22 protein-coding genes, 1 tRNA gene and 1 pseudogene are annotated in these 21,994 nt (G+C 58.8%); 4 read left to right on the top strand and 20 right to left on the bottom strand.

Translation table 11 applies throughout. The features are described 5' to 3' along the window. Both DJ70_RS12790 and DJ70_RS12785 read left to right on the top strand, forming a co-directional pair. The coding region (locus tag DJ70_RS12790) for an ATP-binding cassette domain-containing protein (RefSeq protein ID WP_094533611.1) at window positions 1-1,262 on the top strand (1,262 nt) is incomplete at its 5' end. Window positions 1,263-1,318: 56 nt separating this feature from the next. Further along, window positions 1,319-2,308 (top strand): class I SAM-dependent methyltransferase, encoded by a 990-nt coding sequence (locus DJ70_RS12785; RefSeq protein WP_094533609.1) that lies wholly within the window; start codon window positions 1,319-1,321, stop codon window positions 2,306-2,308. Between the two features lie 21 nt (window positions 2,309-2,329). On the opposite strand, the gene DJ70_RS12780 is transcribed toward DJ70_RS12785, so the two are convergent. After that, window positions 2,330-2,743: an EamA family transporter gene (locus DJ70_RS12780; protein ID WP_094533607.1), complete on the bottom strand. Its 414-nt coding sequence runs from the start codon at window positions 2,741-2,743 to the stop codon at window positions 2,330-2,332. A 731-nt stretch (window positions 2,744-3,474) separates the two neighbouring features. Between DJ70_RS12780 and DJ70_RS12775 the strand changes: the two genes are divergently transcribed. Then, window positions 3,475-3,547 (top strand) — tRNA-Thr (locus tag DJ70_RS12775). A gap of 380 nt (window positions 3,548-3,927) precedes the next feature. Here DJ70_RS12775 and DJ70_RS12770 read toward each other — a convergent pair. Continuing rightward, a complete protein-coding gene (locus DJ70_RS12770; RefSeq protein WP_094533605.1) occupies window positions 3,928-7,665 on the bottom strand; it encodes an Eco57I restriction-modification methylase domain-containing protein in 3,738 nt (1,245 codons plus the stop codon). A 143-nt stretch (window positions 7,666-7,808) separates the two neighbouring features. On the opposite strand from DJ70_RS12770, the gene DJ70_RS16960 reads away from it, so the two are divergent. Then, window positions 7,809-8,411 carry a hypothetical protein gene (locus DJ70_RS16960; protein ID WP_143421018.1) on the top strand — a complete coding sequence of 201 codons (603 nt, stop codon included), beginning with the start codon at window positions 7,809-7,811 and terminating at the stop codon, window positions 8,409-8,411. Between the two features lie 42 nt (window positions 8,412-8,453). On the opposite strand, the gene DJ70_RS12765 is transcribed toward DJ70_RS16960, so the two are convergent. The 18 genes and pseudogenes from DJ70_RS12765 to DJ70_RS17485 all read right to left on the bottom strand — a co-directional run. After that, complete coding sequence (locus DJ70_RS12765; protein WP_094533603.1) at window positions 8,454-10,946, bottom strand: DNA-directed DNA polymerase; 2,493 nt, start codon at window positions 10,944-10,946, stop codon at window positions 8,454-8,456. Window positions 10,947-10,966: 20 nt separating this feature from the next. Then, window positions 10,967-11,446, bottom strand: coding sequence for a hypothetical protein (locus DJ70_RS12760; RefSeq protein ID WP_143421017.1), 480 nt, complete (start codon window positions 11,444-11,446; stop codon window positions 10,967-10,969). A gap of 39 nt (window positions 11,447-11,485) precedes the next feature. Beyond that, window positions 11,486-12,481 (bottom strand): RecB family exonuclease, encoded by a 996-nt coding sequence (locus DJ70_RS12755; RefSeq protein ID WP_094533599.1) that lies wholly within the window; start codon window positions 12,479-12,481, stop codon window positions 11,486-11,488. Continuing rightward, the gene (locus DJ70_RS12750; protein WP_094533597.1) at window positions 12,481-12,678 is read right to left on the bottom strand and encodes a hypothetical protein; all 198 of its coding nucleotides are present in this window, start codon (window positions 12,676-12,678) and stop codon (window positions 12,481-12,483) included. The genes DJ70_RS12755 and DJ70_RS12750 overlap by 1 nt, the downstream gene beginning before the upstream one ends. Before the next feature lie 157 nt (window positions 12,679-12,835). Beyond that, window positions 12,836-12,985 carry a hypothetical protein gene (locus tag DJ70_RS17490; RefSeq protein ID WP_179234057.1) on the bottom strand — a complete coding sequence of 50 codons (150 nt, stop codon included), beginning with the start codon at window positions 12,983-12,985 and terminating at the stop codon, window positions 12,836-12,838. Next, the gene (locus tag DJ70_RS12745) at window positions 12,985-13,374 is read right to left on the bottom strand and encodes a hypothetical protein (RefSeq protein WP_094533595.1); all 390 of its coding nucleotides are present in this window, start codon (window positions 13,372-13,374) and stop codon (window positions 12,985-12,987) included. The genes DJ70_RS17490 and DJ70_RS12745 overlap by 1 nt, the downstream gene beginning before the upstream one ends. Window positions 13,375-13,394: 20 nt before the next feature. Beyond that, window positions 13,395-13,583 (bottom strand): hypothetical protein, encoded by a 189-nt coding sequence (locus tag DJ70_RS17830; RefSeq protein WP_094533593.1) that lies wholly within the window; start codon window positions 13,581-13,583, stop codon window positions 13,395-13,397. A gap of 2 nt (window positions 13,584-13,585) precedes the next feature. After that, the gene (locus tag DJ70_RS12735) at window positions 13,586-13,936 is read right to left on the bottom strand and encodes a hypothetical protein (protein WP_094533591.1); all 351 of its coding nucleotides are present in this window, start codon (window positions 13,934-13,936) and stop codon (window positions 13,586-13,588) included. 302 nt (window positions 13,937-14,238) lie between these two features. Beyond that, on the bottom strand, window positions 14,239-14,442 hold the full coding sequence (locus tag DJ70_RS12730; RefSeq protein ID WP_094533589.1) for a hypothetical protein: 204 nt from the start codon (window positions 14,440-14,442) through the stop codon (window positions 14,239-14,241). A gap of 71 nt (window positions 14,443-14,513) precedes the next feature. Continuing rightward, entirely contained in the window at window positions 14,514-14,804 is a 291-nt protein-coding gene (locus DJ70_RS12725) for a hypothetical protein (RefSeq protein ID WP_094533587.1), read from the bottom strand. Between the two features lie 27 nt (window positions 14,805-14,831). Continuing rightward, window positions 14,832-15,257, bottom strand: coding sequence for a hypothetical protein (locus DJ70_RS12720; RefSeq protein ID WP_143421016.1), 426 nt, complete (start codon window positions 15,255-15,257; stop codon window positions 14,832-14,834). Window positions 15,258-15,484: 227 nt separating this feature from the next. Further along, entirely contained in the window at window positions 15,485-16,660 is a 1,176-nt protein-coding gene (locus DJ70_RS12715; protein ID WP_143421015.1) for a hypothetical protein, read from the bottom strand. Between the two features lie 133 nt (window positions 16,661-16,793). Continuing rightward, a complete protein-coding gene (locus DJ70_RS12710; RefSeq protein WP_094533581.1) occupies window positions 16,794-18,011 on the bottom strand; it encodes a hypothetical protein in 1,218 nt (405 codons plus the stop codon). A 2-nt stretch (window positions 18,012-18,013) separates the two neighbouring features. Then, window positions 18,014-19,516 carry a helix-turn-helix transcriptional regulator gene (locus DJ70_RS12705; protein WP_094533579.1) on the bottom strand — a complete coding sequence of 501 codons (1,503 nt, stop codon included), beginning with the start codon at window positions 19,514-19,516 and terminating at the stop codon, window positions 18,014-18,016. 19 nt (window positions 19,517-19,535) lie between these two features. Beyond that, window positions 19,536-20,066 (bottom strand): DNA N-6-adenine-methyltransferase, encoded by a 531-nt coding sequence (locus DJ70_RS12700; protein WP_094533577.1) that lies wholly within the window; start codon window positions 20,064-20,066, stop codon window positions 19,536-19,538. 103 nt (window positions 20,067-20,169) lie between these two features. Next, window positions 20,170-20,481 carry a hypothetical protein gene (locus DJ70_RS12695; protein ID WP_094533575.1) on the bottom strand — a complete coding sequence of 104 codons (312 nt, stop codon included), beginning with the start codon at window positions 20,479-20,481 and terminating at the stop codon, window positions 20,170-20,172. Next, a complete protein-coding gene (locus DJ70_RS12690) occupies window positions 20,481-21,458 on the bottom strand; it encodes a hypothetical protein (RefSeq protein WP_094533573.1) in 978 nt (325 codons plus the stop codon). The genes DJ70_RS12695 and DJ70_RS12690 overlap by 1 nt, the downstream gene beginning before the upstream one ends. 284 nt (window positions 21,459-21,742) lie before the next feature. Then, window positions 21,743-21,994 (bottom strand): annotated as a pseudogene (locus tag DJ70_RS17485) (hypothetical protein); the annotation flags it as partial.

Genomic DNA, 21,994 nt, shown 5'->3' with positions numbered 1-21,994 from the left:
AGGTCGACCGCCCCGCCCCCGCCGACCCGCTCGTCGCCGTCCGCGATCTGACCGTCTCATTCGGCGACCTCGAGGCTGTCTCCGGGGTCGACCTCGCCGTCGAGCCGGGGACGCTCGTCGGTCTCGTCGGGCCGAACGGCGCGGGGAAGACGACCGTCCTCCGGGCGATGACCGGCGCGATCGAGCCCGACGGGGGTACCGTGCGTCTCGACGGCGACCCGACGGCCGACCTGTCGGCCCGCGAGGTCGCCCGGCGCGTGGCGAGCGTTCCACAGGAGACGGGGCTCTCCTTCGACTTCCGGGTACGCCACGTCGTCGAGATGGGGCGAACCCCGTACCTCGGGCGCTTCGACGGCCACGACGCCGAGGACGCGGCCGCGGTCGACGAGGCGATGGCCGCCGCGGGCGTCGAGCGGTTCGCCGACCGCTCGATCACCGAGGTGTCGGGCGGCGAGCGCCAGCGGGTCCTCCTCGCGCGGGCGCTGGCCCAGGAGACGCCGGCGCTGCTGCTCGACGAGCCCACCGCGAGCCTCGACGTGAACCACGCGGTGACGACGATGGAGCGCGTCCGCGGGATCGTCGACGGCGGCCGCGCCGCGGTCGCGGCGATCCACGACCTCGACATGGCGGCGCGCTACTGCGACCGGATCGTCGTCCTCGCGGGCGGCCGGGTCCGCGCCGAGGGCCCGCCGGCGGACGTGTTGGACGCGACCGCGGTCCGCGAGGCGTTCGACGCGGAGGCGTTCGTCGGCCGGAACCCCGCGACCGGGACGTCCGCGGTCACGGCCTTCCCGCGGTCGGACGCCGATCCCCGTCGGGTCCACGTCGTCGGCACCGGCCCGGACGCGGCGCGGGTCGTGGCCCGGCTCGCGGCCGCCGGCCACGAGGTCACCCTCGGCGTCGTCCCCGAGGGCGACGCCGCCGCCGTCGCCGCCGCTGACGCGGGTGCGCGGGCCGTGAGGGTTCCCCCCTTCGCGCCCGTCGACGACGAGTCGCTGGCGGCGGCCCGCGAACTGGCCGCCGGCGTCGACGTCGCGGTCGTCGTCGGCGGTGACGGGACGGGTCCTGACCGGACGGACGGGGACGACCGCACCGACGGAACCGAGGGGCCGGACGCACGCGGTCGGATCGCGAACGCGGCGGATCGGGTCGTCGAGGTTCCGAGCGACGTCGACGGCGGGGATCTGCTGGCCGCGGTGGCGACCGAGCCGTCGGCGGGGACCGAGCCGTCGGCGGGGACCGAGCCGCCCGGATCGACGTAGTCGGCTCGCCCCCGCGAAGCGTCACGCTTTATCCGCCCGCCCGCCTCCCTCCGGCAATGAGCGTCCCCTGCGTCGCCGTCGAGCGCGAGCGCGGCGAGGCCGTCCGCGCGCGGCTCGCCGACGCCGACCTCCTCGACGGCGACCACGAGATCGCCGTCGACGACGGGACCATCTACGTCCCGGTCACCGACCCGGCGGCGGTTCCCGCCGACCTCGCCGACCGGATCGTCGAGCGCGACGCGGCCGAGCGCGACCGGCCGCGGACGCCGGCCGAGTTGCTCGGCTACGAGCCGTCGCTGGAGCGGCTCGGCGACATCGTCATCCTCGACGAGGACGACGACGGGCGCGCCCGCGAGATCGCCGACGCCGTGATGGCCTCCGACCTCCCGTGTGCGACCGTGCTCAACCGCGCCTCCCCGATCGAGGGGGAGTTGCGCGTCCGCGAGTGGGACGTGCTGGCCGGAGACGGCACCGAGACGGTCCACCGCGAGTACGGCCACGAGTTCGCGCTCGACGTCGCCGCGGTGTACTTCTCCCCGCGGCTCGCGACCGAGCGGCACCGCGTGATCGAGCAGGTCGACCCGGACGAGCGGGTCGTCGACATGTTCGCGGGCGTCGGCCCGTACGCGATCCCGGCGGCCGCCCGCGGCGCCGAGGTCGTCGCCTGCGACCTCAACGAGACGGCGATCGCGTACCTCCGTGAGAACGCCGAGCGCAACGGGGTGAACGACCGGGTGACCGCGGTCGCCGGCGACGTGCGCGAGACGACCGACGCGTACGCGGGGTCGGCCGACCGGCTCGTGATGAATCTCCCGCACTCCGCGGACGCGTTCCTCGAGACCGCCGTGGCGCTCGCCGGCGACGACTGCGTGGTCCACTACTACGACATCCAACACGAGGACGACCCGTTCGGCCCCGGCGAGCGGGCGATCCGCGCGGCCGCGGGCGACGCCTACGACGTCGCCGTGGAGACCGAGCGCGTCGTGCGGTCGTACGCCCCCCACGAGTACAACGTCTGTCTCGACGTCCGGCTGACCCGCGCGTGAACGCGGTCCGTGTGATCCCGGTCAGTACGCGATCAGCGTGACCGCGACGACGGCCGCGGCGATCCCCGCCAGGTCGCTGACCTCGGGCGCGTTGCCGAAGAGGAGGAAGCCGAGCGCGGCGGCGACGACGAAGTACATCGCCGTGATCGTGGTCGCGATCCCGGCGGATCCGATCTGGAGCGCCGCGTAGTAGGCCACCGCGCCGACACCGGAGGCGACGCCCGCGAGCCCCGCGAACCAGAGCGCGGTCGGGTCGCTGCCGAGGAACGCCGTCCCGCGATACCAGGCGTAGACGCCGGCGACCCCGATGGCGACCGCGTAGGAGATTATCATCGCGACCTCCGGCGGCATCGACCGGGTCGCCACGTCGGCGAGCAGCGCCCAGAACCCCCACGCGACCGCGCCGACCAGCGCGAGTACGACGACCTGGTTCATCGCCGGCCGCCACCCCTCGCGGCCTCGCTCTGGACGGGTCTCGATCGCGACTGGTCCTCGATCGTGGCCGACACGGTCGGCGGTGTGAGTCGCATACGCCGACTCGAATCGGCGGCGTGAAAAACGAATCGCGATCCGGGTCGGGCACCGGAGGCGTGCGGGTCCCCGATCGGACCGGGGCGGACCCGATCGGATCCGCGTGGAGAACGCCGCCGTCCCCGACCGACGGTCGGAGCCGGCGGCCATGGCCCGTCATGCGACGAGAGTCCGCGGCCGTGGACCGTGGAGCCAGAGGCGACCTCGCGCTTGGCGCGTCGAAGACGTGGATCACACGTCGACCGCGGTCGTTGCTGACAGTCAGCGACCGGTCGCCGGCGACTCGTGGGACGCAGGCGGTGGGGGGCGGCGCCCGCGTCGCCGACGCGGTCGTCGCCGCCCGATACGGGCTCCGATCGGGCGGACGTCGTCGGGGACCGAGTCCTCGCCGCCTCCGCGGCGGCCAACGCCTTTCGGCACGCGATCGGACCTCGAACGAGCATATATGATTTTTCCTTATATGGATACGATCACGTGGGAACACTCGAAACGATCGGGGAGAGATATCCAGCATAACTGTACGTATCGAAAGCGACCCGTTCGGATCGACGCGTCGTCGATCGCTCGATGCGAAGCCGGCCGACGGCTCCGTTTCGGAACCCTTATTTTCGTCATCGGGGTAAGGAGGGATGCGCGCCGGAGTAGCTCAGCTGGCAGAGCGATTCCTTCGTAAGGAATAGGCCGAGGGTTCAAATCCCTCCTCCGGCTTAAGGTCGGCTACGCCTCCCTTATTACCCGACAACCACCATACGGGACGGACCTCTTATAAAATAATCGCCCACCCAACACAGACATTTGTTTCGGTCTACCGGCAATATACTCTGGTAAGACCCCTCGTACATTTGTTTCGGTCACCGAATCAGTACTCCGCAGTCATGCGATTTCAAAAAAGGAGTCATTCACAAGACAGTTCTCGGCTCACCCGCGGGGGACCTGATGAGTTCAAATATACTGTGAGTGATTAGACTATAGTTCGTAAAACAACACCATTCCAACTCCGGCAAAATATCCGGTGATGGCCCTTATATAGTTTGTACTTTCACGCTCTTATAATAACAATAGTTGTGTAAAACCGCTAATACCTGGAATTACTCAATTTCCCGGGGTTCAAGCGGATTTTTGGGTCGAGCGACACGATCGCGGATTAGCTTTTTGGTGTCCTCGTCTAAATCGTAGAGGTCGTACACGACTTCGTTGTATCCCTGTTCGAGATTTTTCGCCTTCTCCGGGGCTTCCTCTACGGTATTGCGTGCGTCCTCGTAGCACTCGTACAACCCCACGAGATCTTCTTTGAAAGCCGGTAGTTCGAGGGCGCGGAGTTCGTCTCCGGTCGTGGTTTCGAAAGCCTGTAACAACTCGTACACGATTTCGGCGGCTCGTTCGTCGTTGAACTCGATGCTTGCCCCCGTCACTCCGAACCGGATAGTCTCCGAATCAAGGCTTGGGTGTAGTTCTCCTTCTAAGTCCTGAAAGCCAAGTCGGTCGATGTAGCCAGCGTAGGACAGAGATTTCGTCTCGAACTCGTCTAGTAGCCCTACCGGATTCTCTCGAAGCTTTTTCGCTTCAACGTATTCCTGGCGGAGGTGTGAAAGTTCCTCGGCGGCGTCTTTGATTTTCTCGACTAATTCGGTAGGTGCGTCAGACGGGTCGGGCAGAGGAACCTTCTTCATATAGTCCCATTGATACCTCAGGTAGTCGCTCCCGTAGCTTGACGCGATACGTCGGATGAAGAACTGCGCTACATTGCTGTTGAGAATCCCCAACTGGTAGTAGGGTTCCATTTCTTCGATCAGATACAGAACGTAGACGCTGTTGAGGCCGTAAACCTCCCCCGAATCATCGTACCAGAAGTTGCTGTAGTAGCTCATGTCGGGGGTGAAGATTAGAGGCTGTCCGAAGGTGTCCGGCCTGTATTCTGCCAGTTCGTACCATTCTCGGATGCCATCTGTCACACAGTACCGAGAGGCCAATCCTTTCTGATTATCAGTATCCTCCTTGTGATCAAGAAGATATTCTCGCGCACCGGGATACTCGTCTAAATCGGTGTCTGGCGTGGTATAGATCAGTTTGGGATTTTCCGGTACTTCTGAGTGCCATCGGAAAATATTCTCCCCAGCGACTAACGGCTTTACCAGATCACCCTCGATATCGTAATCCTCGATAGTTTCGTCGTCAATCAGGAAAATTGGGTTTCGTCCTGTCTGAACACCATTCTTAGCAAGCTTTTCGCCGTTAGCATATTCTTGAATGGGCGTACCATTCGTCTCAATTTGGTGGAGTGCTTCTTCTTCATCAGCGGGTACAAATCGCCAATCTTCTCCAGCAACCATCGAAGAAGGTACGGGAAAAGCACGAAGCGGGGCCTGCTCGAAGACACCGTCGGGAACGAGTTCTTCAAGTCGAGTTTTCACCTCTTCCCACGACGGCGGTTCCTTATCAGAAGCAGTCGGAAGACACGCAGAGATGATATCCGCAATACGTCCCTCTGGGGGGTCTTCCCCGATCTCCCGGCCCGGTGTCGTGAGAGTTGAATCCTCCGTTTCACTATCCGTGGAATCCTCACCGTTCTCGACTTCCGCATTAATCGCCGTTTGCGATATTTCTGGGAGAGTGTCGGTAGCTTCTGCGAACGTGAAGACGTAGTCATCTGGTTGGAACTCCTCAGGTGAGCGGGAGCGTTCTCCCTTATTGGTTCGCTCACCGCTGAAGATGATCGGGTAGGCCTGCGGTGTCTCGAAGACTTCGTAGTCCCCGAAATCAATCAAGTATTTAAAGCGAAAGTTCTGTGCGAGATATGGTCGAATATTCCTCCCGTATCGGTTCGGAATGAATTTATTTGAGGTAATGAATCCCACCTGTCCTCCTTCTCGAAGCCAGTCTCCAGCCTTCCGGAAGAACAGGATGCTAAGGTCGTAATTCCAGATGGATACGTCGTAGTCATCGTACTCAGTACGGGCTGGTCCTTTCGGGATATTCTGAATCCGAACGTAGGGTGGGTTCCCGATAACGAAGCGGTAATCGTTCCGTGTCTTGAGCCGATTTGCCTCCCGACGCTCCTCGCGGTATCGCCGCTGTACCTCGCTACTGTGAAGCGCCGTCAGAGATGACTGGTTGTCTGAGCGGAGTGAGTCAGTCTGGTAGATATTGAACCCATCGAGAGTGAAGTCCGGGTTCTCTTCTTTCGCCGTCTGGTACTTGTCGATGACTTGGAACAGGAGATTTATTTCCGCGATGTGGCAGGCGAATGGGTTAATGTCGAAGCCGTGGAGCCGTTGACGGACAATCTCAATCGTCTCTCCTGCCGGGACGTCTTTCCGATCAAGTCGCTCAAGGAGACGACGAGCTGCCCGTACAAGGAATCCACCACTACCGCACGCGGGGTCTAACAGGTCGTAGTCCTCCCGTTCGAGTGGTTCGTCCGGTGTGTAATCGACGCTGTCAAGAATTAGGTCGATGATCGCTGTCGGCGTATAGAACTCTCCGAGCTTCTTCCGTTCTTCAGGAGAAAGGTGTTCTTCGTAGAGATGGCCGAGTATGTCTCGGTTGACTTCGCTGAAGTCGAAGTGGTTCAGATGCCATAGCGTTCGCCGGATCACTTCATCAAGGTCGGAGTCGTCTCGAATCTCCCAATCGAAGATACGGCGGGCGAATAGATGCTCGTAGATCTCGCTCAGTTCCTCGGAAGCAAGCTCGAACAGGTCAACGTAGTTCCGTTCGACGTACTTTGTATAGTCGTCCCAAAAGTCGAAGTAATCCTCAACACCACCGTTGCTGACCATCCGATTGGTGAGTCCTTTGTCCTCGGCAATCCGGATGAGGAGGAGCTTGTTCAGTTGGACGTACACACTCTCCCGGCAGAATACGACCTTATTCTCCTCGAAACCCTCGTCTTGTCGACCGCTGAGGCGAACCCACGTCTCGAAGTCGTTGTGGAACTGAGCGTATTCCTCATACTCGTCGTTCAGTTTGCTCAACTGCGTTCGGAGTTCCGCGACCTCCGCTTCGTCGTGGCCGCTTTCTTCCAGTCGCTCGATTTGGTTTTCGAGTTCGTCGCGTTGACTCTCATACTCCTCGTAGCGGCTCCAATACTGGTCGAACGTTTCAGATGCGTAGGGGACGAAATACTCATCGAGGGAGATGCCAAGTACGCGGATGAGTTCGCGGAAGCCTTCGTCTTCGCTAATGTCGGCGGGGTTCTCGAAAGAAAAGTCATCGTAGCGGTCGGCGTTGAGGACTTCCTCACGACGGAGTGCGGCCAGCTTCTGTAACGACTGTTGCTGTCCGTGGGAGAGGTCTTCGTGACTTGCCACACGGCTGTTGGCCCCGCTAATGGATTTAAAATCAACCTCAGTAACAAGATGGGCACTTACGCCGTGGTGGGTGATTGCGTCGGGATGGGTTGGTTCGCATCGGCGGTAAAGGCGGAGTGAGTCGATGTTGGTGGAGATAAGAAGGTCGGCATAGGGTGTCTCTGACGCGTAGCGAAAGACTTGGGGGACACCTTCGCTAATGTCGACATCCCGCTTCTTCCCCTCGATGATGATTACCGGCGTTCTATCCTCATCGTAGAATCGAACGTCGTTCCAGTCGTCTTCTTGGGCGTACTCGCTATGCTCCCATCCGAGAACGTTACAGAACAATCGCCGGATGAGTCGTGAACGCAGATCAAGTTCGCGTCGTTCTCCGTCCTCAATTTCCTCGTAGAGGGAAGCGTACTCTTCGATGATTTCGTCGATGAAATCGTCTCCATGTGTTCCTGTCATATACAAATTCCCAGTCGTAACTGTTTGAGTTAGAGACAACCCGACAAAGTAGTGTTTTCGCATTGCTTACCAAATCGGCGACCCGTTGAAAACACTCTAACTTAGTAACGTCTGATGATTCAGATACAGAGTGGGAACTAGCAATATACGTTACTTATAAAGCCCATGGAAATATTTAGTATTGTTCAGAAGATTCAACCGATAACATGGCCGCAGATGATTATTATGACTCTGTTGGACAGGTATTGGCGTATGTTCTAAGCTCAAGTGACAAAATCAAGGGGCAAGGGGCTAGAAGAGGGGGCCTCAACTTCTATGTTCAGCGTGATGGTGTTCTGTTAGAATTGTTTTGTCCACCAGATCGCCGGTATTTTTCACTAAGTTATGACCTCCGAATAAGTGATTTCTTGAAAACCAAATACGAGGAAGAAACTCAGATCTTACGTGGACATATTGAGCGATATGACATTAAAGAGAATAGACTTGGTGACGAAAATTTGAATGATATCGTCTCATACCACCGAATAAAAGATATTGATGAAGAAGAGGTGGATGAAGCTTATCAGAGTGTTCAATCATATTCTATTCACTCAGATTGTCGAATTAGAAATTTAAAGATGCGAGATCCAAGAGAGAATAAGACTGGAGAAACATGGGATGGGATAAAAATCACGGGTTTATTATACCCTTATGAAGATGAATTTAGTCCACGTGGGTACGAGCGAACCGCTCAAGAAGTGATAAGCGTTGCTAAACAAGTAGAGGATTCAGTCAAAAGACTGGATATTCTTGAGCAGACAGGCTATTAAAAGAGATTTCAACAGAGCCAGTCTTACCAACGAAGGCTGTTCTCATAGAAACGCTCCCAACCCGGTCTGATTCTGACCCGCCACGGCCGCACCAACGTTGACGCCCACCGCTTCCAACATTTCTCCCATCGGATTTACCAGAAGGGTGTCCGTCATTTTCCCGGCGTCGACGGTCAGCCGATCTCGGATCGGCTGAAGATCCCCATCGTCTTCGTATCCGATAACGTCGATGTTCTCTCCCACTCCGTCGAAGTAGACGGGTCGGATGTAGCACCGCATTGGCTTCGAACCGGAGGAAAACTCTGTCCCGCACAGTTCGTTGGCGTACTTTGCGGCCCGAACGTGAGCCGTAGGGCTGTCGTACTCGTCTAACCCCTTCCGAATACCGCCGGGAATCCCGATCGCTTCCCAGTCGGGATTCTCCGGATCGATCTTCTTGGCCGCGTCGTAGACGATACCGCCCACCTCGTCCTGTCGACCGTTGAGGATCGCCGTGATAATGGCCTTCTCGGTGTCCCGAGTGAGGCGAGAAGCGTCAGACCGCTTGGCCGCCGAACCCTTGATCGTCGTGCTGGGTTCGTCCATTACCGAGTCCGGCTCCATGCCTTCCTTCCACGTCGTGAGGTAAGCGTACTTCTTCTTCTTCCCCCACTGGAGGAACCGCGGCGCGTACATCTCTGGGTCAATCCGCCACTCACAGTCGTCCCGGTCGATACCCATTCCCTCGGCCAGTACCGGGTACACCTCGGCCTCTAGCCGGTCGCAAATCTCAAACGCGGCTTCCACACACCGCTTCTGATTCCACTCATTAGGGAATGAAATATAGTTGCTGTCCGTGTCGCCATATATCACTTTTGCGTTAGTTTTGTCGTTCACGAAGTCGGCGGTGTTCTTGATGACAGCCTGTCCTGCCAGCGTCACGGCCTCTGCCGTGTCTTTGTCGTACAAGAAGAACTTATCCCACCCCGCCACGCCGTAGATCGAGTTAGTAATTGTTTTTGACACATTATACTTTACCTCGTAGATAGCTTCCTCCACGGAACCGGGCGCGGCCTCGTTCTTGAGCGTCCGGAAGCCCTCTTTGAGATCGAGCGCGTCCCGAACCAGCGTCTTGAACAGCCCGTCGCGGTCGAGTCGGAAGCAGACTCCGTTGGGGGCCTTGCTGTATGGGATCCCCTCGGCCTTGGCGCGGGCCTCGTCGATTTTCGTGTCCGGGGACGCGTTCAGCATATACATCGTCCACGGATACAGCGACTCAACGTCGATCCCCATGACGTTTGTAGCGACACCCGTGAACGGCGGGAACACGAACGCGCCCTCGTACTTCTCGGAGTCTTCAGGGTTGGCGGTCGGCCCGACTTCGCCGCGTTCTCGCAGTTTTCGGCGAGCCATCATCTCGATGAACTGGTAGTTGTTCACCGTGTCTTCGAAGTCCACGCCGATCTGCTTCCGGAGATTGTCGCGGAACTCGATCACTCCCGCCTGCTCGTTGATCCCGTGAGCGAGCCGAACGTCGCGGGCGTTGTAGTTGACCAGCAACTCGGGATCTTCTTCGAACATCTGGAAGTAGCCTTCGTCGTGGTGAATCTTGGACGCACCAAGTTCCTCGCCGGCCACGTAGTCGAGGCTGTACGACCGTAGCTCGCCCCATGAATTGTTCTTGTAGGCTTGGAGCAGGTCGTAGACGGCGCGGCCCTTGATCCGCGCCTCGTCAAAGTAGTTCGTGTAGGCATCGTCCAGCGGAGAGATTCGGGCCGGATTCGCCCCGACTCGGTTCATTCGCTCGATTACGTAGGGGGCGTCGAAGTCCACGTTCCACGCCGTCAGCATGTCCGGGTCGCGCTCGGCCAGCCAGCACCCGAACCGGATCAGCATACGGCGCTCGTCCGGTTCCACGTAGAGCTTGTCCACTTCCTCGGGCTTCCCGTTCGGGAACATATCTTCGATCGTCCGGTTGTCGCCGTCGAGGAACCCGATGTACTCGCCGTCGTAGCTGTCGTGGGCAACGATCGAGGTGATGCGCTTCTCGCCGGGTTCGGGGAAGCCGCCCCGGTCGTCCACCTCAATGTCGAAGTTCACGATCCGGGTCTCGGGATCTATCTCAACGGGAGCCTCGATCGACTCGACGTCTTCGATAGAACAGTTTGCGGCGGGAACGCGGCACCAGTCTTCAACGCCCGTGTCAATCCGAAACCGCTGGGCGGGCTTCACGTCGGCCTCGTAGTGTTCCGGGAACAGGGCCGCCGCGTCCTTCATGCCCTCGGGGGACTCGGTAACGACGCGGCTCACCTCTCCGGTCTCTCCGAACGGGGAGAAGCTGGTGTCGTGGTCTATCGCCGTGATACCGGCGTCACCGAGGTAGTCCGACTCCCGACCAAGGACGTACTCGGTTTTGGTGTAGAAGTAGGGTTCGAAGCCCTCGACGGTAACGTGGTGCCGCTGGTTGTCGGCGTCACGCCCGAAGAGGTGAATCGTGGTCGTGCTGGTGTTCTCGTCGGTAACGGCTTCGGTGTTCGTTAGTAGGAACTCTGTCATGGTTGGGTAGGTTGGGCAGGTTACCGCCGGTTGCCGTCTTTGTCGATAATGGTACAATCCTCGATGTCCCAACTGTGGATCATCTCCTCAATCGGGACGCAGACGTTTCGGCCACCAATCTCGAAGGTTTCCGCGTACAGCTCGGACTGTCGATACTGAACCAAGTCCACTTCCAGAACGCGTCCGTTGTCGACCTCTTCGATCGCAATCCGCTGGACGCCCATTCGTTCCATCACGTCCAGGGCGTTCTCGCCGTAGCAGTATCCTCTGAACTTCCGGAAGTAGTCTTGTTTGCCTCCGGAGTACGGGTGTCGGTGTCGACGAGTTACGGCGACGTTTGACTCTCGGTTACTGGGTCCGGCCCACCCCAGCGTGTGTCCCCGAACAATGATCGGAGCCTTCTCTTTGATCTTCAGCGGTTCTATCTTCTGGAAGTCGTATAGATTTGTCATGGTTGGCTTATCCGGAAAATGAGAGAGAAACGCCCCGCTTTCAGGCACCTATTTCATGGGCTACGGGGGCGGCAAGAAGGCAGAGAGTCAGTTGATACCGAGCTTCTTCTTCGCGTAGTAGACGTGGTTCGGCTCGCAGTCCAATTCGGCGGCCACCTCGTATTCCGACAGACCCGAGTCGAGTAGTTCGCGGGTCTTGTCGGCGTGCTTCAACGGCTCTCCCCACCGAGACGAACACATATCGTAGTACGGACAATGGTTGCCCTCGCCCTCGTCCCAATAGCACAAGGGCTGTTCGTCGGTGTCGAGGTGACCGGGTGCGGTCCCGCTCACGGCTTGGAACGCGTGGACGACCTCTCGGATCTTCTCCTGGCGGGACTCCTTGAGCGGCGACACGATCAGGTCGTCGGCCTTGGGGTAGTATCCGGCCACGCCGGCTACCTCCCACTCCGATTCGAACAGCATGGCGTAGTATTCACCCTCCAGGTAGATCCCCTCGTCCCGGTACTTCGGGTCCGGAGTCTTCCCGGTCTTGAAGTCTACAATCACCACGCCCTCGTCGGCGTCGATCTCGGGGAAGCCGCTCGCCGGATAGATAGCGTCGGCGTAGCCCATCCACGGGATCGCGTCGTCGCCGTACCCGAGAGGGTCGTCCAGCCACTCTTCGGCCTCAACGGCGACCGGAAGCCACTCACGAGCGGCTTCCTCTTCGGTGTCGAGGTGGTACAACGCTTCCTGTCGTCGTCGTTCAAAACACAGGAAGTTGGTAATGTACGGCTCGGTGTGGTCGGCCCAGCGAATCGAGTCCGGTAGGAAGCCGACCAGCTCTCTGAGGGATGGCATGACACCATACTTCTCAACGAACGCTTCGGCTTCGGCGTAGTAGTCTTCTATCGCTTCGTGGACCACCGTTCCCCGCCGCATGTAGCGGTTCTCCGGCTCCTTGTACCCCTTGAGGTAGGAGTAGTTGAACTGTTCTGGGCAGGTGATCCACTTCTTGACTCGGGACTTCGAAACGTAGGGAATCTCGCCCGGCTCGCCGGCTTCTCGCAGTTCAAGGAGCCTGTTGGTCTGGGTTGGCATTATGCGTCGTCTTCCAGTAGCTCGACATGCTGGGTAATCTCCGAGATAACCATTTGGCCGCCGTCGTCAACGTGGAAGTCGATGACACAGCGGCCGTCTTCATGGGCCATCCGGTTGGCCTCTCCCAGAACCTCCAGCGCCGTCCGAAGGCCCGGAACCGACTCGATCTGCTCGATCGTCGTCTCGTCAATCCTCATAGCAACAACCCCACCTGTTCAGCCAGCGTCTCGTCGCGGTCGCGCTCCAGGTGCGGGCCATTCGGAGCGCCTGTCCCGACGCCACTCGGGGACGGTCTGCTTCCATAGTCACCGTGCCGTACTCCGTCTCAATCGTCGCCGTGTAGTTCTCACTCATTTAGAAAAATCCCGGCCCCAGCATGGTGTAGCCGGTCTCTCTTGCTAACGTCGCCCGCTTCTGGGCGCGTATTCTCTCGTCGTTCCGAACCTTCGCCAGCGCCCGCTGGGAGGCTTTAACGGGGTCTTCGCTGGGAGTCGGGAAGCCCATCAATCGCCCTCGCCGGCCCGCAAGTCTTGATAGGCCGCTTCGTACTCTGGGTGAGCGCCCGATACGTTCACGTACTCAACGGTCTCCGGCTCGCAGAACAGGCTCGCGTGGATCGCCGCATACGTCGATTCGTCTTCGTGGCTGTCCCGGATGCTTTCGAAGTTCAGGTCGTGGTCCAGAAACTCGCCGGTGAAGGCCCGTGCCAGTTTGTCCAATCGTCGTGTGAACAGCCCGAAGGACACGAAGTCTTCGGGAGTCTCAAGCGCGATCGGTTCGCCCTTGGTCAGCCCGTAGAGGATTTCCCCAATGGCGTACCACGACTGTCCGTAGTCGGCGTTCTTTCTCTGATACGTCTCGGCGTTCTCTCGCAGGATCTCTTCTGGGTTCATGGTTGGGTAGGTCTGATTGATTACTCGATAATCCGGTAGAACTTCACCTGTAGGCGGCAGGAAGGGCATTGACCCCGGAAGTTGTTGAGCCGGGGATCCCCCACCTTGTGTTCACAGTTGTTACAGACGAAGAGGTGGTTGCCCTCGTTCAGCCGGTCTTCGTATTCGCGGTACGTCTCTGGTTGGGAGATAGGTTTGATCGCGCTCATGCTCACAGATCAGCTCGTTTCAGTCGCTTAATCCGGCCCGTCTGGTCTCGGGTGTAACCGTCAGCACCGAACCGGAGAACGTCGTCAGGCATAGTCATGGGGTCTTCACTCAGGTAGCGGTTCACCGCGCCGGAGTCGGTCTCGTGCCACATCTTCCAGCGCCCATACGCCCCGAAAATGGTCCCGTCGATCATGTCCCGTTCTCCGTCAAGGCTCGCAATCATCAAGCGGCTGGGAGAAACTTCAGCCACGTCGGCAACGTCTGTTAACTTCTCGATTCTGTCGTTCGTTTTAATGGCGACTCCGATACGTGTCTGAGAGCCGGGTGACTCCTTCTTGCCAGTCTGGGTCATTGGTGTGGTTTACTGCTTTATCATCTATGTAACAGTCAGCACCCCCCTTGCCGCACATCAGACCATTATACTGAACGCCCCACATCGTACAGAGACCAGCGATATGTTGGGCGTGAGACCACGGGCGGGCTGTCCAGATGATGATTACTTCGTTCTGCTCCGTTTTCAGCCAGCGGGCGTACTCCACCATTTCCTCGTTCGGCGTTTCGCCGCCGATCTTGTACGGGTTGCCGCTGTCTTCAGTTAGCGTGTTGTCAAAGTCAATAGCGATTACTGTCATTCCGATCCTGTCTTGTTTCTCTCTAGTGTTGCCAGCAGATGTCGTCCGGGTCGTCTACCTCCCGTTCACACGGCTCGTCGTCAGCCTTCGGCTCGCCGCAGAAGAACGTCTCTACTCCTTCGGAAACGTCCTCAAAGGTGGTCGGGGTGGGCGTCCCCACCACCGTTTCAGCAATTTCCACAAGCGCCGTAACCTGTCTTTCCCCCGCTTTAGGACTATCAAGCACGGCAACCACGCGGCCTTCAACGTCAAAACCACCGTCGTCGCCAACAGCGAGAATGTGCCGTTCATATCGAGTCATGGCTGTCGGGAGCGAGCGTTGTCGCCCTGCTCAATGCGGTTGGGAACAGTCTTGACAAGCGCGGCGGCTTGTTCGATCTCCCCGGCGGTCTCCGCGTCGTCTTCCAAGGCCGCTTCCACGAGAAGGTCAGCGGCGGTGTCTCTCGCCCACTCTTTCGCGGCGTCCATTAGGCCGTGGTACTGCTTGGCCTGCTGAATGGCCTGCTGAACTAACTGATCTCTCTCGGTCGTGTCGAGCTGTTCATCGTCGAAGAACTCGTCGTTTTCTGGGGGAGGAACTTCTGTCATGGTTGGGTAGGTAGAAGGGTTGTTCGTCTACTGTACGTTCGGCTCGGGGGACACCGAGTTCTGGTTAATGGCCTGTTTCCCGGAGCCATCGTTGAAGAACACGTAAGACCCCGAACCCGCTGTCGGGCCGCTTGTCCGTTCGTCGAAGTCCCCATCAGCGACCAGCATGGGGGTACTGTTCAACATCATTCCACAGTCGTCGCAGATCACGTCGCCCCGTTCGTCGTACCAGCCCTCTCCCTCACACTCGTCACAGGCAGACGTTGAGTAGTCTACCTCTTTGAGTAGGGTACTGGGACCGAAGACGCCGGGGTACGTCTCCCACATTACTTTCTGTAGTTCAGCAAGCGGGTAGCCGAGTCGGTCTACCTTCTCGGGATAGATCGACTCTGGGAGTGTATCCTCATCAGCAGGAAGGGTGACCGAGTAGGCTTCAGAGAGGACGTTCGTCACTTGAGCGGAGTCAGCACGAGTCTGGTCGGCGGTAGGCATTTTGGGATATAGTTGCCACTCTGCGAGAGGATCAAAAACAGCAGAACAGCCAGGCTATTCTGCCGTTAACGTCATTCGCGGCGGCACTTCATTCGTTCGCGGTAGGCGCTACGTACTACTTCAGAATCATATTTAACCGTATCTGATCCGTTGTCACATGACGCCGGATATGTACGGCTAATCCGGAATTACTGGAAGTAGACAGGCTTCAATTGATCAACTGCCTCATCATCTGACACCGTGTGACACCACGCACCAGGACGGCCGGGTGCGATCCCCAGCGAGTTTACGTAATCCCCGGAAGGAGCCAGCGTTCCTCCCATCAGGACGGGTCGGCCGTTCACGGGTTCCCACTTGAGTTCGTGGAAGTGGCCCCAGTACCCCACGTCCCATCCGGTGTCCTGGTTCGTATCTATGCTCTCAAGGAGCCACGACTGCCACCGCTTCACGCCGCTGGTAGTACCGATGTGACCGAGGCCGTCCTGTCCGTGCCTCATGTAGCCTCGGTGACCCCGCATGGAGAACTCCGTGTGGGTATCAACGTGGTTGGTAACAAATCGGATGTTGTCGAGGCCGGACTGTCGAAGTGCGAGATCGATCGCGTCGTAGAACAGGTCGTCGGCGTTCGCCTCATGAGAGGCCCCAGAAGCGCGTAGTTCGCCGTGATTGCCATGTTGGCAGATGACCTGAACGGCCGGGAACGAAGCGGCCAGCGTCCGGACCACGTCCACGTAGGTCTCGCTCGCCATCCGAACCTGTCCCCGGAGCCGCTGGTCGATGTAGTGTGGCTGGGATTCGAAAATACTCTCGTTCGTAACGTGGTCTCCATTGAGAAGTAGGTGAACCGTGTCGAACGTGTAGCCCGCCGTTTCCAGCGCGTCCTTCCAGCCGAGTAGAGATTCAAGGTGGTAGAACACACGCTCTCGGGCTATCTCCGAACTGAACGACTCCACTACGTCACCATTCGGGAGAACTTCTGTTTCGCACTCTCCGAAGTGGTCGTCGGTACGGAACATCACCATGTCGCGGTGTCCCGGACGAACGGGAAGCTCCGTGCCCACAGGCTCGGTCACGGCGAGCCGATCACGAAGGTTCACTTCCAGTTCCGAAAGAAAGTCGTTGGCCGTCTTCGTGATAGTCTGCTTCTGGACTGTCGGAACGCGGTGGGTCGTCGTCTCCGGAATCACACCACCGTCAGTAACAAGCGGCTTCTCCATTTCGACGCGGCTGTAGTCCCACACGCCGTTCTCGGAGGAGAACTTGAACGTCGGGTCACGCCGCTCGGCTCTCTTAAGCAGGTCGTAGACACCGCTTGTGGATTTGTAACCGAGTATATCAGCAATCTGTCTCGCAGTCGCAGGCATGGCCTCAACGGCCTCCGTCTGGTTGGATGTTAAGTTCGTCATGTATGTCGGCAGAAATACCGGGCGGCGAAACGACGGCAAAAGAAATTCGCCTTCGATTTCCCCCAACTTATTCTCAGAAGGTATCTTAATACTACCTATTCATATCAGTCTCTTGAACATCCGTCCATATCTGACAGCCGGATCCGAGACAGAAGGCATCGGCCTGTCGCCAAATCTTCTCACAGGTCACGGCGTTGTAGTTCCGCGATATATATTGCTCAATCCGCTCCCGAGTATAGTCTTCCTCGGCGGCGGGATGCTGATTCAGGAAGTCTATCATCGTCTGAATGGGGACTTCCTTTTCCATCATTTCGGTCACGGCCTTCATTTCCATCATATGAGAGGCCGAGCGGTGCGAGAACGCGTCGGCGCGCTTCGGAAACTCCAGTACACACGGCCGGTCGCTCAAGACGAACGGCAAGTCGTCAGCGGTAATCGAGTCGTTGGCGGCTTTCTCGTAGGCGTCTATCCGAGCGCGGTTCACGGTCGAACCGGACGGTGTAGACCGCCTGGTGGTGTCGGCCGTTCGAATGTGCTGGGTCAGGACCTCTCCGGCCTTATTGTTCGGCGTAGCCCACATGGCCCGCGTCACCGGCCGCCGGGAGCGGGTCAACTCAATGTACTCGGCCGGACCTATCTCGGCCAACTCCTTGAGCGTCACCGGAACACAGAAGCGGTCTTCCCCGAAGGCTTGGGAGGCCCCGAGGTGTTTCGTGTTCGGGACTCTCCGGAGTCGCCCCAAGTCGGACGAGTCTACGTCAACCCACGCGTCGAGATCGTCAAGCCCGGTCGCGTCCTTGAGGTACTCCACGATCAGGTCGGCGTAGGTCGACATTCCGTTTTTGAACTGTTCGAAGTCGCCATTGGACGGAGGTACCGCCGGGAACACCAGGTCAATGTGTACCCCCTTGTGTCCCGACAGAACGACCTGCCAACAGTCGGGATTCTCCGATTTCAGCAGGAAGCGCGCGACCTTCCGGGTCCGAACCAACAGTCGGCTCATGTCTCTTGCCCAAGCGTCGACGTGCTTCCCGCCGCTTCGGTACTCGTCGGTGTCGGGAATGTCAAAGTCGAAGAACAGCCGGTCGATCCGGGGTATCGCTCCGTCTTTGGTATGCCCGTGAGGGAAGCTGTACGTGCTGATGAACGGCCAGTTCGACGGATCGTCTTCGGCGTCCAAGACCAGTTCTACGGCTTCGGTTGCTGACGTTGCCCACCGCTGGAACTTTGTCGCCCGTCTCGGGTACGTCGAAGCCCACGCCCGAAGCGCGTCTTCAACGGATTCTCTGGGGTAGGCTCTCTCCGTCATATTCAGGCCAGCGTTCCCTGCGTCTGGACTTCGGCCTCCGGGTCGTCGTCCGGTTCATTGTCGAGGTGGTCGTCGCCCGTGAAGAACGGGTCGTTGGAGAAAATGCCGGCCACGTCTTCGGTCGCCTCGTCCACGGCTTCCTGGAGGCCGGTGTCTTCGGTAATGTCCACTTCCTCGCCCGTGTACGGGTCGATAGCGAACAGACCGTTGCCCTCACAGTACCGAGATACATAGGCGTCAGCTACTTCCTCCGGAATACCAGGAATGTCGTAGACTCCCTCCTTGGCCGCCGAGACTACTTCGGAGTAATCAAGACCGACCTCGTGGGTCGTGATAGACGCGAACTCGGAGAGGGTGTACGTGTTAGCTGTCCCGGCGTCACTCGCAACCCGGACGTAACCCCGCTCGATCATGGACTTCAACGACCGCTCAACGTCGCGTGACTGAATGTTGTAGCCAGCGCCGCGAAGGTCTTGCTGAATGTCTCGTTTGGTTGGGGTCTCGTTCGTCTCCCGCAGGTAGCGGAGAATCGCTTGATCCTCGTCGGTCAGATTCAGCGCCGACATAACCATGTTCTCCCCGAGGATCTTCATGGTGTACCACACGTCGGCCGGGGTAGCCAGCATCTTGTAGCCGCGCCCGGTGTCGACCGTGAAGCGGTTGACGTGACGAATCAGCGCGACGGTCTCGATGAAGCCGAGGAGCTTGTCGCCGTCGAACCGGGCTTCCGCAAACTCCGTGGGGAGCGGCTTCTGGTCGATAATGTTCAGCGCCGCCGGGTTGACGACCTTGTTGTTCGGGTGATCGTGGAAGTCGTCTACCGGGATACTTCCCATGTACTCCCGAATCCGCGCGGCGTCGACAGGGGAGACGCTACGTTCAACGCGGTCAGCGTGTTCGAGCGCCTTCCGGCGAAGGATCTGCTCGGTCTGGGACTTGGAGCCGTCGACGCCTTTCATAAACGCCCGCTTCTGGAACTCCGGCCAGTCGTTCAAATCGAAGTTGCGGTTGTCCGTGGCGATCGAGGCGAAGATTGTACGCGGCGGATCGAGCTTCTGGACTTGAACTTCGTCGCCCTCGCCTTTGCTCATGTCCGTGTACTTCCGGCGGGCCGGCTTGCCCTCACCCCACGGCTTCGCAATCTTCTCGGTGTTCTCGTCCATGCGAGCAAGGTCACCGAGATAGTGAACGTCGTACCTGTTCAGCCGCTCGGCGTCGTAATAGTTCGCCGTGTCGCTGTCGGATCCAGACGACCACTCGTAGGAGTAGTTTGGTGGGAACAGCTTGAGAGCGCGTTCAATGACCCAATCCTTCCCGCCGCGAGAGATACCGTACAGGATTACCAGCCCGCCCCGAACGGCGGCGACGGCAACGGTCAACAACGTGTCTTCTTCTCCGACCAGCCCTTCGTCTTGGGCCAACTGGAGTAATTCGAAGAACGACGGTGGTTCTTCGGAGTCTTCTGGGTCGAGAACGAGATGTTCTACTGCGTAGTTGTCTGTCATTTGTGGTTGGGTAGGCAGGTTAGTTGTCGCTCGATTCAACTGTCACAGACCTCACCAAGTGGCCTTCTTCGGAAAACCACCGAAGCAGGTTTTCGGGACAGTTGCCGTAGATGGAGATCGCGGTTCCGAACGTCGCCCCCGAACCCCCATCGGGCTTGTCGGGGTTCACGAAGTTGATCCGGCCCCGGCTGAACCACACGTAATCAGCCGTCCCGGCAATGTATTCGTGCCACCAACTTTTCGTGTCGGTGCTGTCCGGAGTGAGAACAAAAACAAGAGACGAAACCCCCGAGCGGTACTGGTCAACAGCTTTCTCCAGCCAGTCCGATTTCTGCGAGAACGGAGGATTACAGAAAACGACGCCCGGCCATAGTTGGGAGAGGCCGTCGTCTTCAATCGTGAAGTTATATTCGCGTCCGATGCTCGTTCCTGGACCCGCACAGGGATCGGTTGTAATACCGCCGGGAACAAGCGCATCTATGGTTTCGGTGAGCCACCGGGGCGTCTCCCATCGGTCTTTTTCGCTCTGGGCATAGAATTGGGTTGACATTTGGTTGGGTAGAGTGTCGCAAACTCCCGCCGCTTTCAGACTCCTATTTCATGGGCTACGGGCGGGTATCTGTTCAGTTAGATTAGAAAATCGAGATGGCTACTTACTCGTCAACGAGAGCCGAGGCGATCTCGTCAATCGTGTCGTCGTCCAGAACCTCGGTGTGTTCTCGGATGACTGCCTTAACCTTCGGGATAGACGGGCCGACCTCCACGAGCTTCTTCCGGGCAATCCGCTCGGCCAGTTCCCGTTCGACCATGTTCTGGACAGACGTCTGCCCCTGCTGGTAGACCTCATATGGGTCGTCGTCCGACTCCAGCGAGAACGTGGCGACCGCGCCCATCTCGATAGGCTCGAACTGCTGAAGTTGGACTTTACGGTGGTAGGGAACCTCCAGCGTTTCGAGAGTCGCCATTATTCAGCAACCTCGTCAAGAACCGCATCTTCGCCGCCGAAGTCCGAAACCATGTCGGCGGTCAGGTCGTTCCCTTCGTCGGCGATCAGGTCACCGAGCAGGGTCGCCGCGCGGTCCCGGTCGTTGAACCCGAGGCTGTCGCACGTCGAGATGAAATCAGCAATCGGCTCCGGAACAGCGACCTCCTTCTCGCCGCCCTCGTCACCGCTCTCGTCGTTTTCGTCGCCGCCAAGGGTTCCGGTCGTTTCCTCGGTCGAGTTCTGTACGGTGACCTGTGCGCCGGTCTGGGTGTCCACTACGATCGGGTGGTGGTACTGCCGGTCACTCTGGTTCGACTGCTTCTTAACCTCAAAGAACGCGAACCGGCGGTCCTCAAGATCGTCACGAAGAACGTTCGACGCCGAGGTGTCACGGAGCCATCCCTTGATGTACCGCTCTGCCGTGCTGTCTTCCTCGTCGATAACCATGTCTCGTCCCTGCCGAGTGAGGATCTTGGCGAGCGTTCTGGAAGCCGACTTCGGGCCGTACTCGTCGGATCCGCTGTACCACATGATCGCGTTGCCGATCTCCACCGGCTCGTCCTGTTCGGGAACGACGGCCTCGACCAGCTCGTATCGCTTCTCGGTCGTCCCGTAGTTCTTCACGAGGTACTGGTTCGCGTCGTCGGCAGAGAGACCGTCAGCTTCGCCGGGAGCGATACCCACCACGTCCTTCCACGGGAAGACTTTGTGCTTGTCCTTCTCGGGGTCGTAGTAGAGGCATCCGTCAACGAGTTCGACGTTCTCCCACGACAGACCGAGGGACTGGCCGAACTGGTTTTCGTTGCCAAACACTTTCACGAGGTCGCCTTCGATCGCCGCATGAGGAACCATCGTGAGGTTCTTGTCGGGGGTGGAACTGCCGCTGGAGCCGCTGGAATCGCTGGTCTGGGTGCTGTCGTTGTCGTTGCTGGCGTAGGCTCCGTAGTTGTAGCTCATTTAGTTCTGGTTGGGTCATTGGGTGGTCGTCAAACGATTCTGCTCTCGGCGGGGCTGTTGCTATGTGATTAAGTGGTCACCCCGAAGGACTCCTGCCGGGAATCGAACCCGGCGACCGCCATGAGAAGTCGAGTGCGGCAGGAAGGGGGAGAACTAAGAAGAGAAAACAGACCGAGCGGGACGCGTCGAAAAGGGGGTGACGTAGCCCCACCGAGCCGTCCTACTTCCCCCAACTTATTCTCAGAGGATATGATAAAGATGCCGAGACACCAGATAGCACGCCTCTACAGGTTAAACTCGTCTCGGAAGTAGTCTTGTGTGTACTTCCGCCGGCCGGTTCCGTGGGTGTGCTTCCGAATCTCATCTACGTACCCCATTAGTTCCACGAACCCTTCCTCGGTGGAACCCTTCCCGGCCTCCAGCCCCGGTATGAGGTCTTCTATCAGAACCATCGCGACGGGTTGCCGGTGAATCAAGTACGGTTCGATCAACAGAATGAACCGACGAAGATCGTCCCGCCGGGCTATGTCGAGCCG

The organism is Halorubrum halodurans (genome assembly GCF_002252985.1).
Taxonomy (GTDB): Archaea; Halobacteriota; Halobacteria; order Halobacteriales; family Haloferacaceae; genus Halorubrum; species Halorubrum halodurans.
The sequence above is the reverse complement of the archived record's forward strand: the minus strand, read 5'-3'. Positions and strand labels throughout refer to the sequence as shown.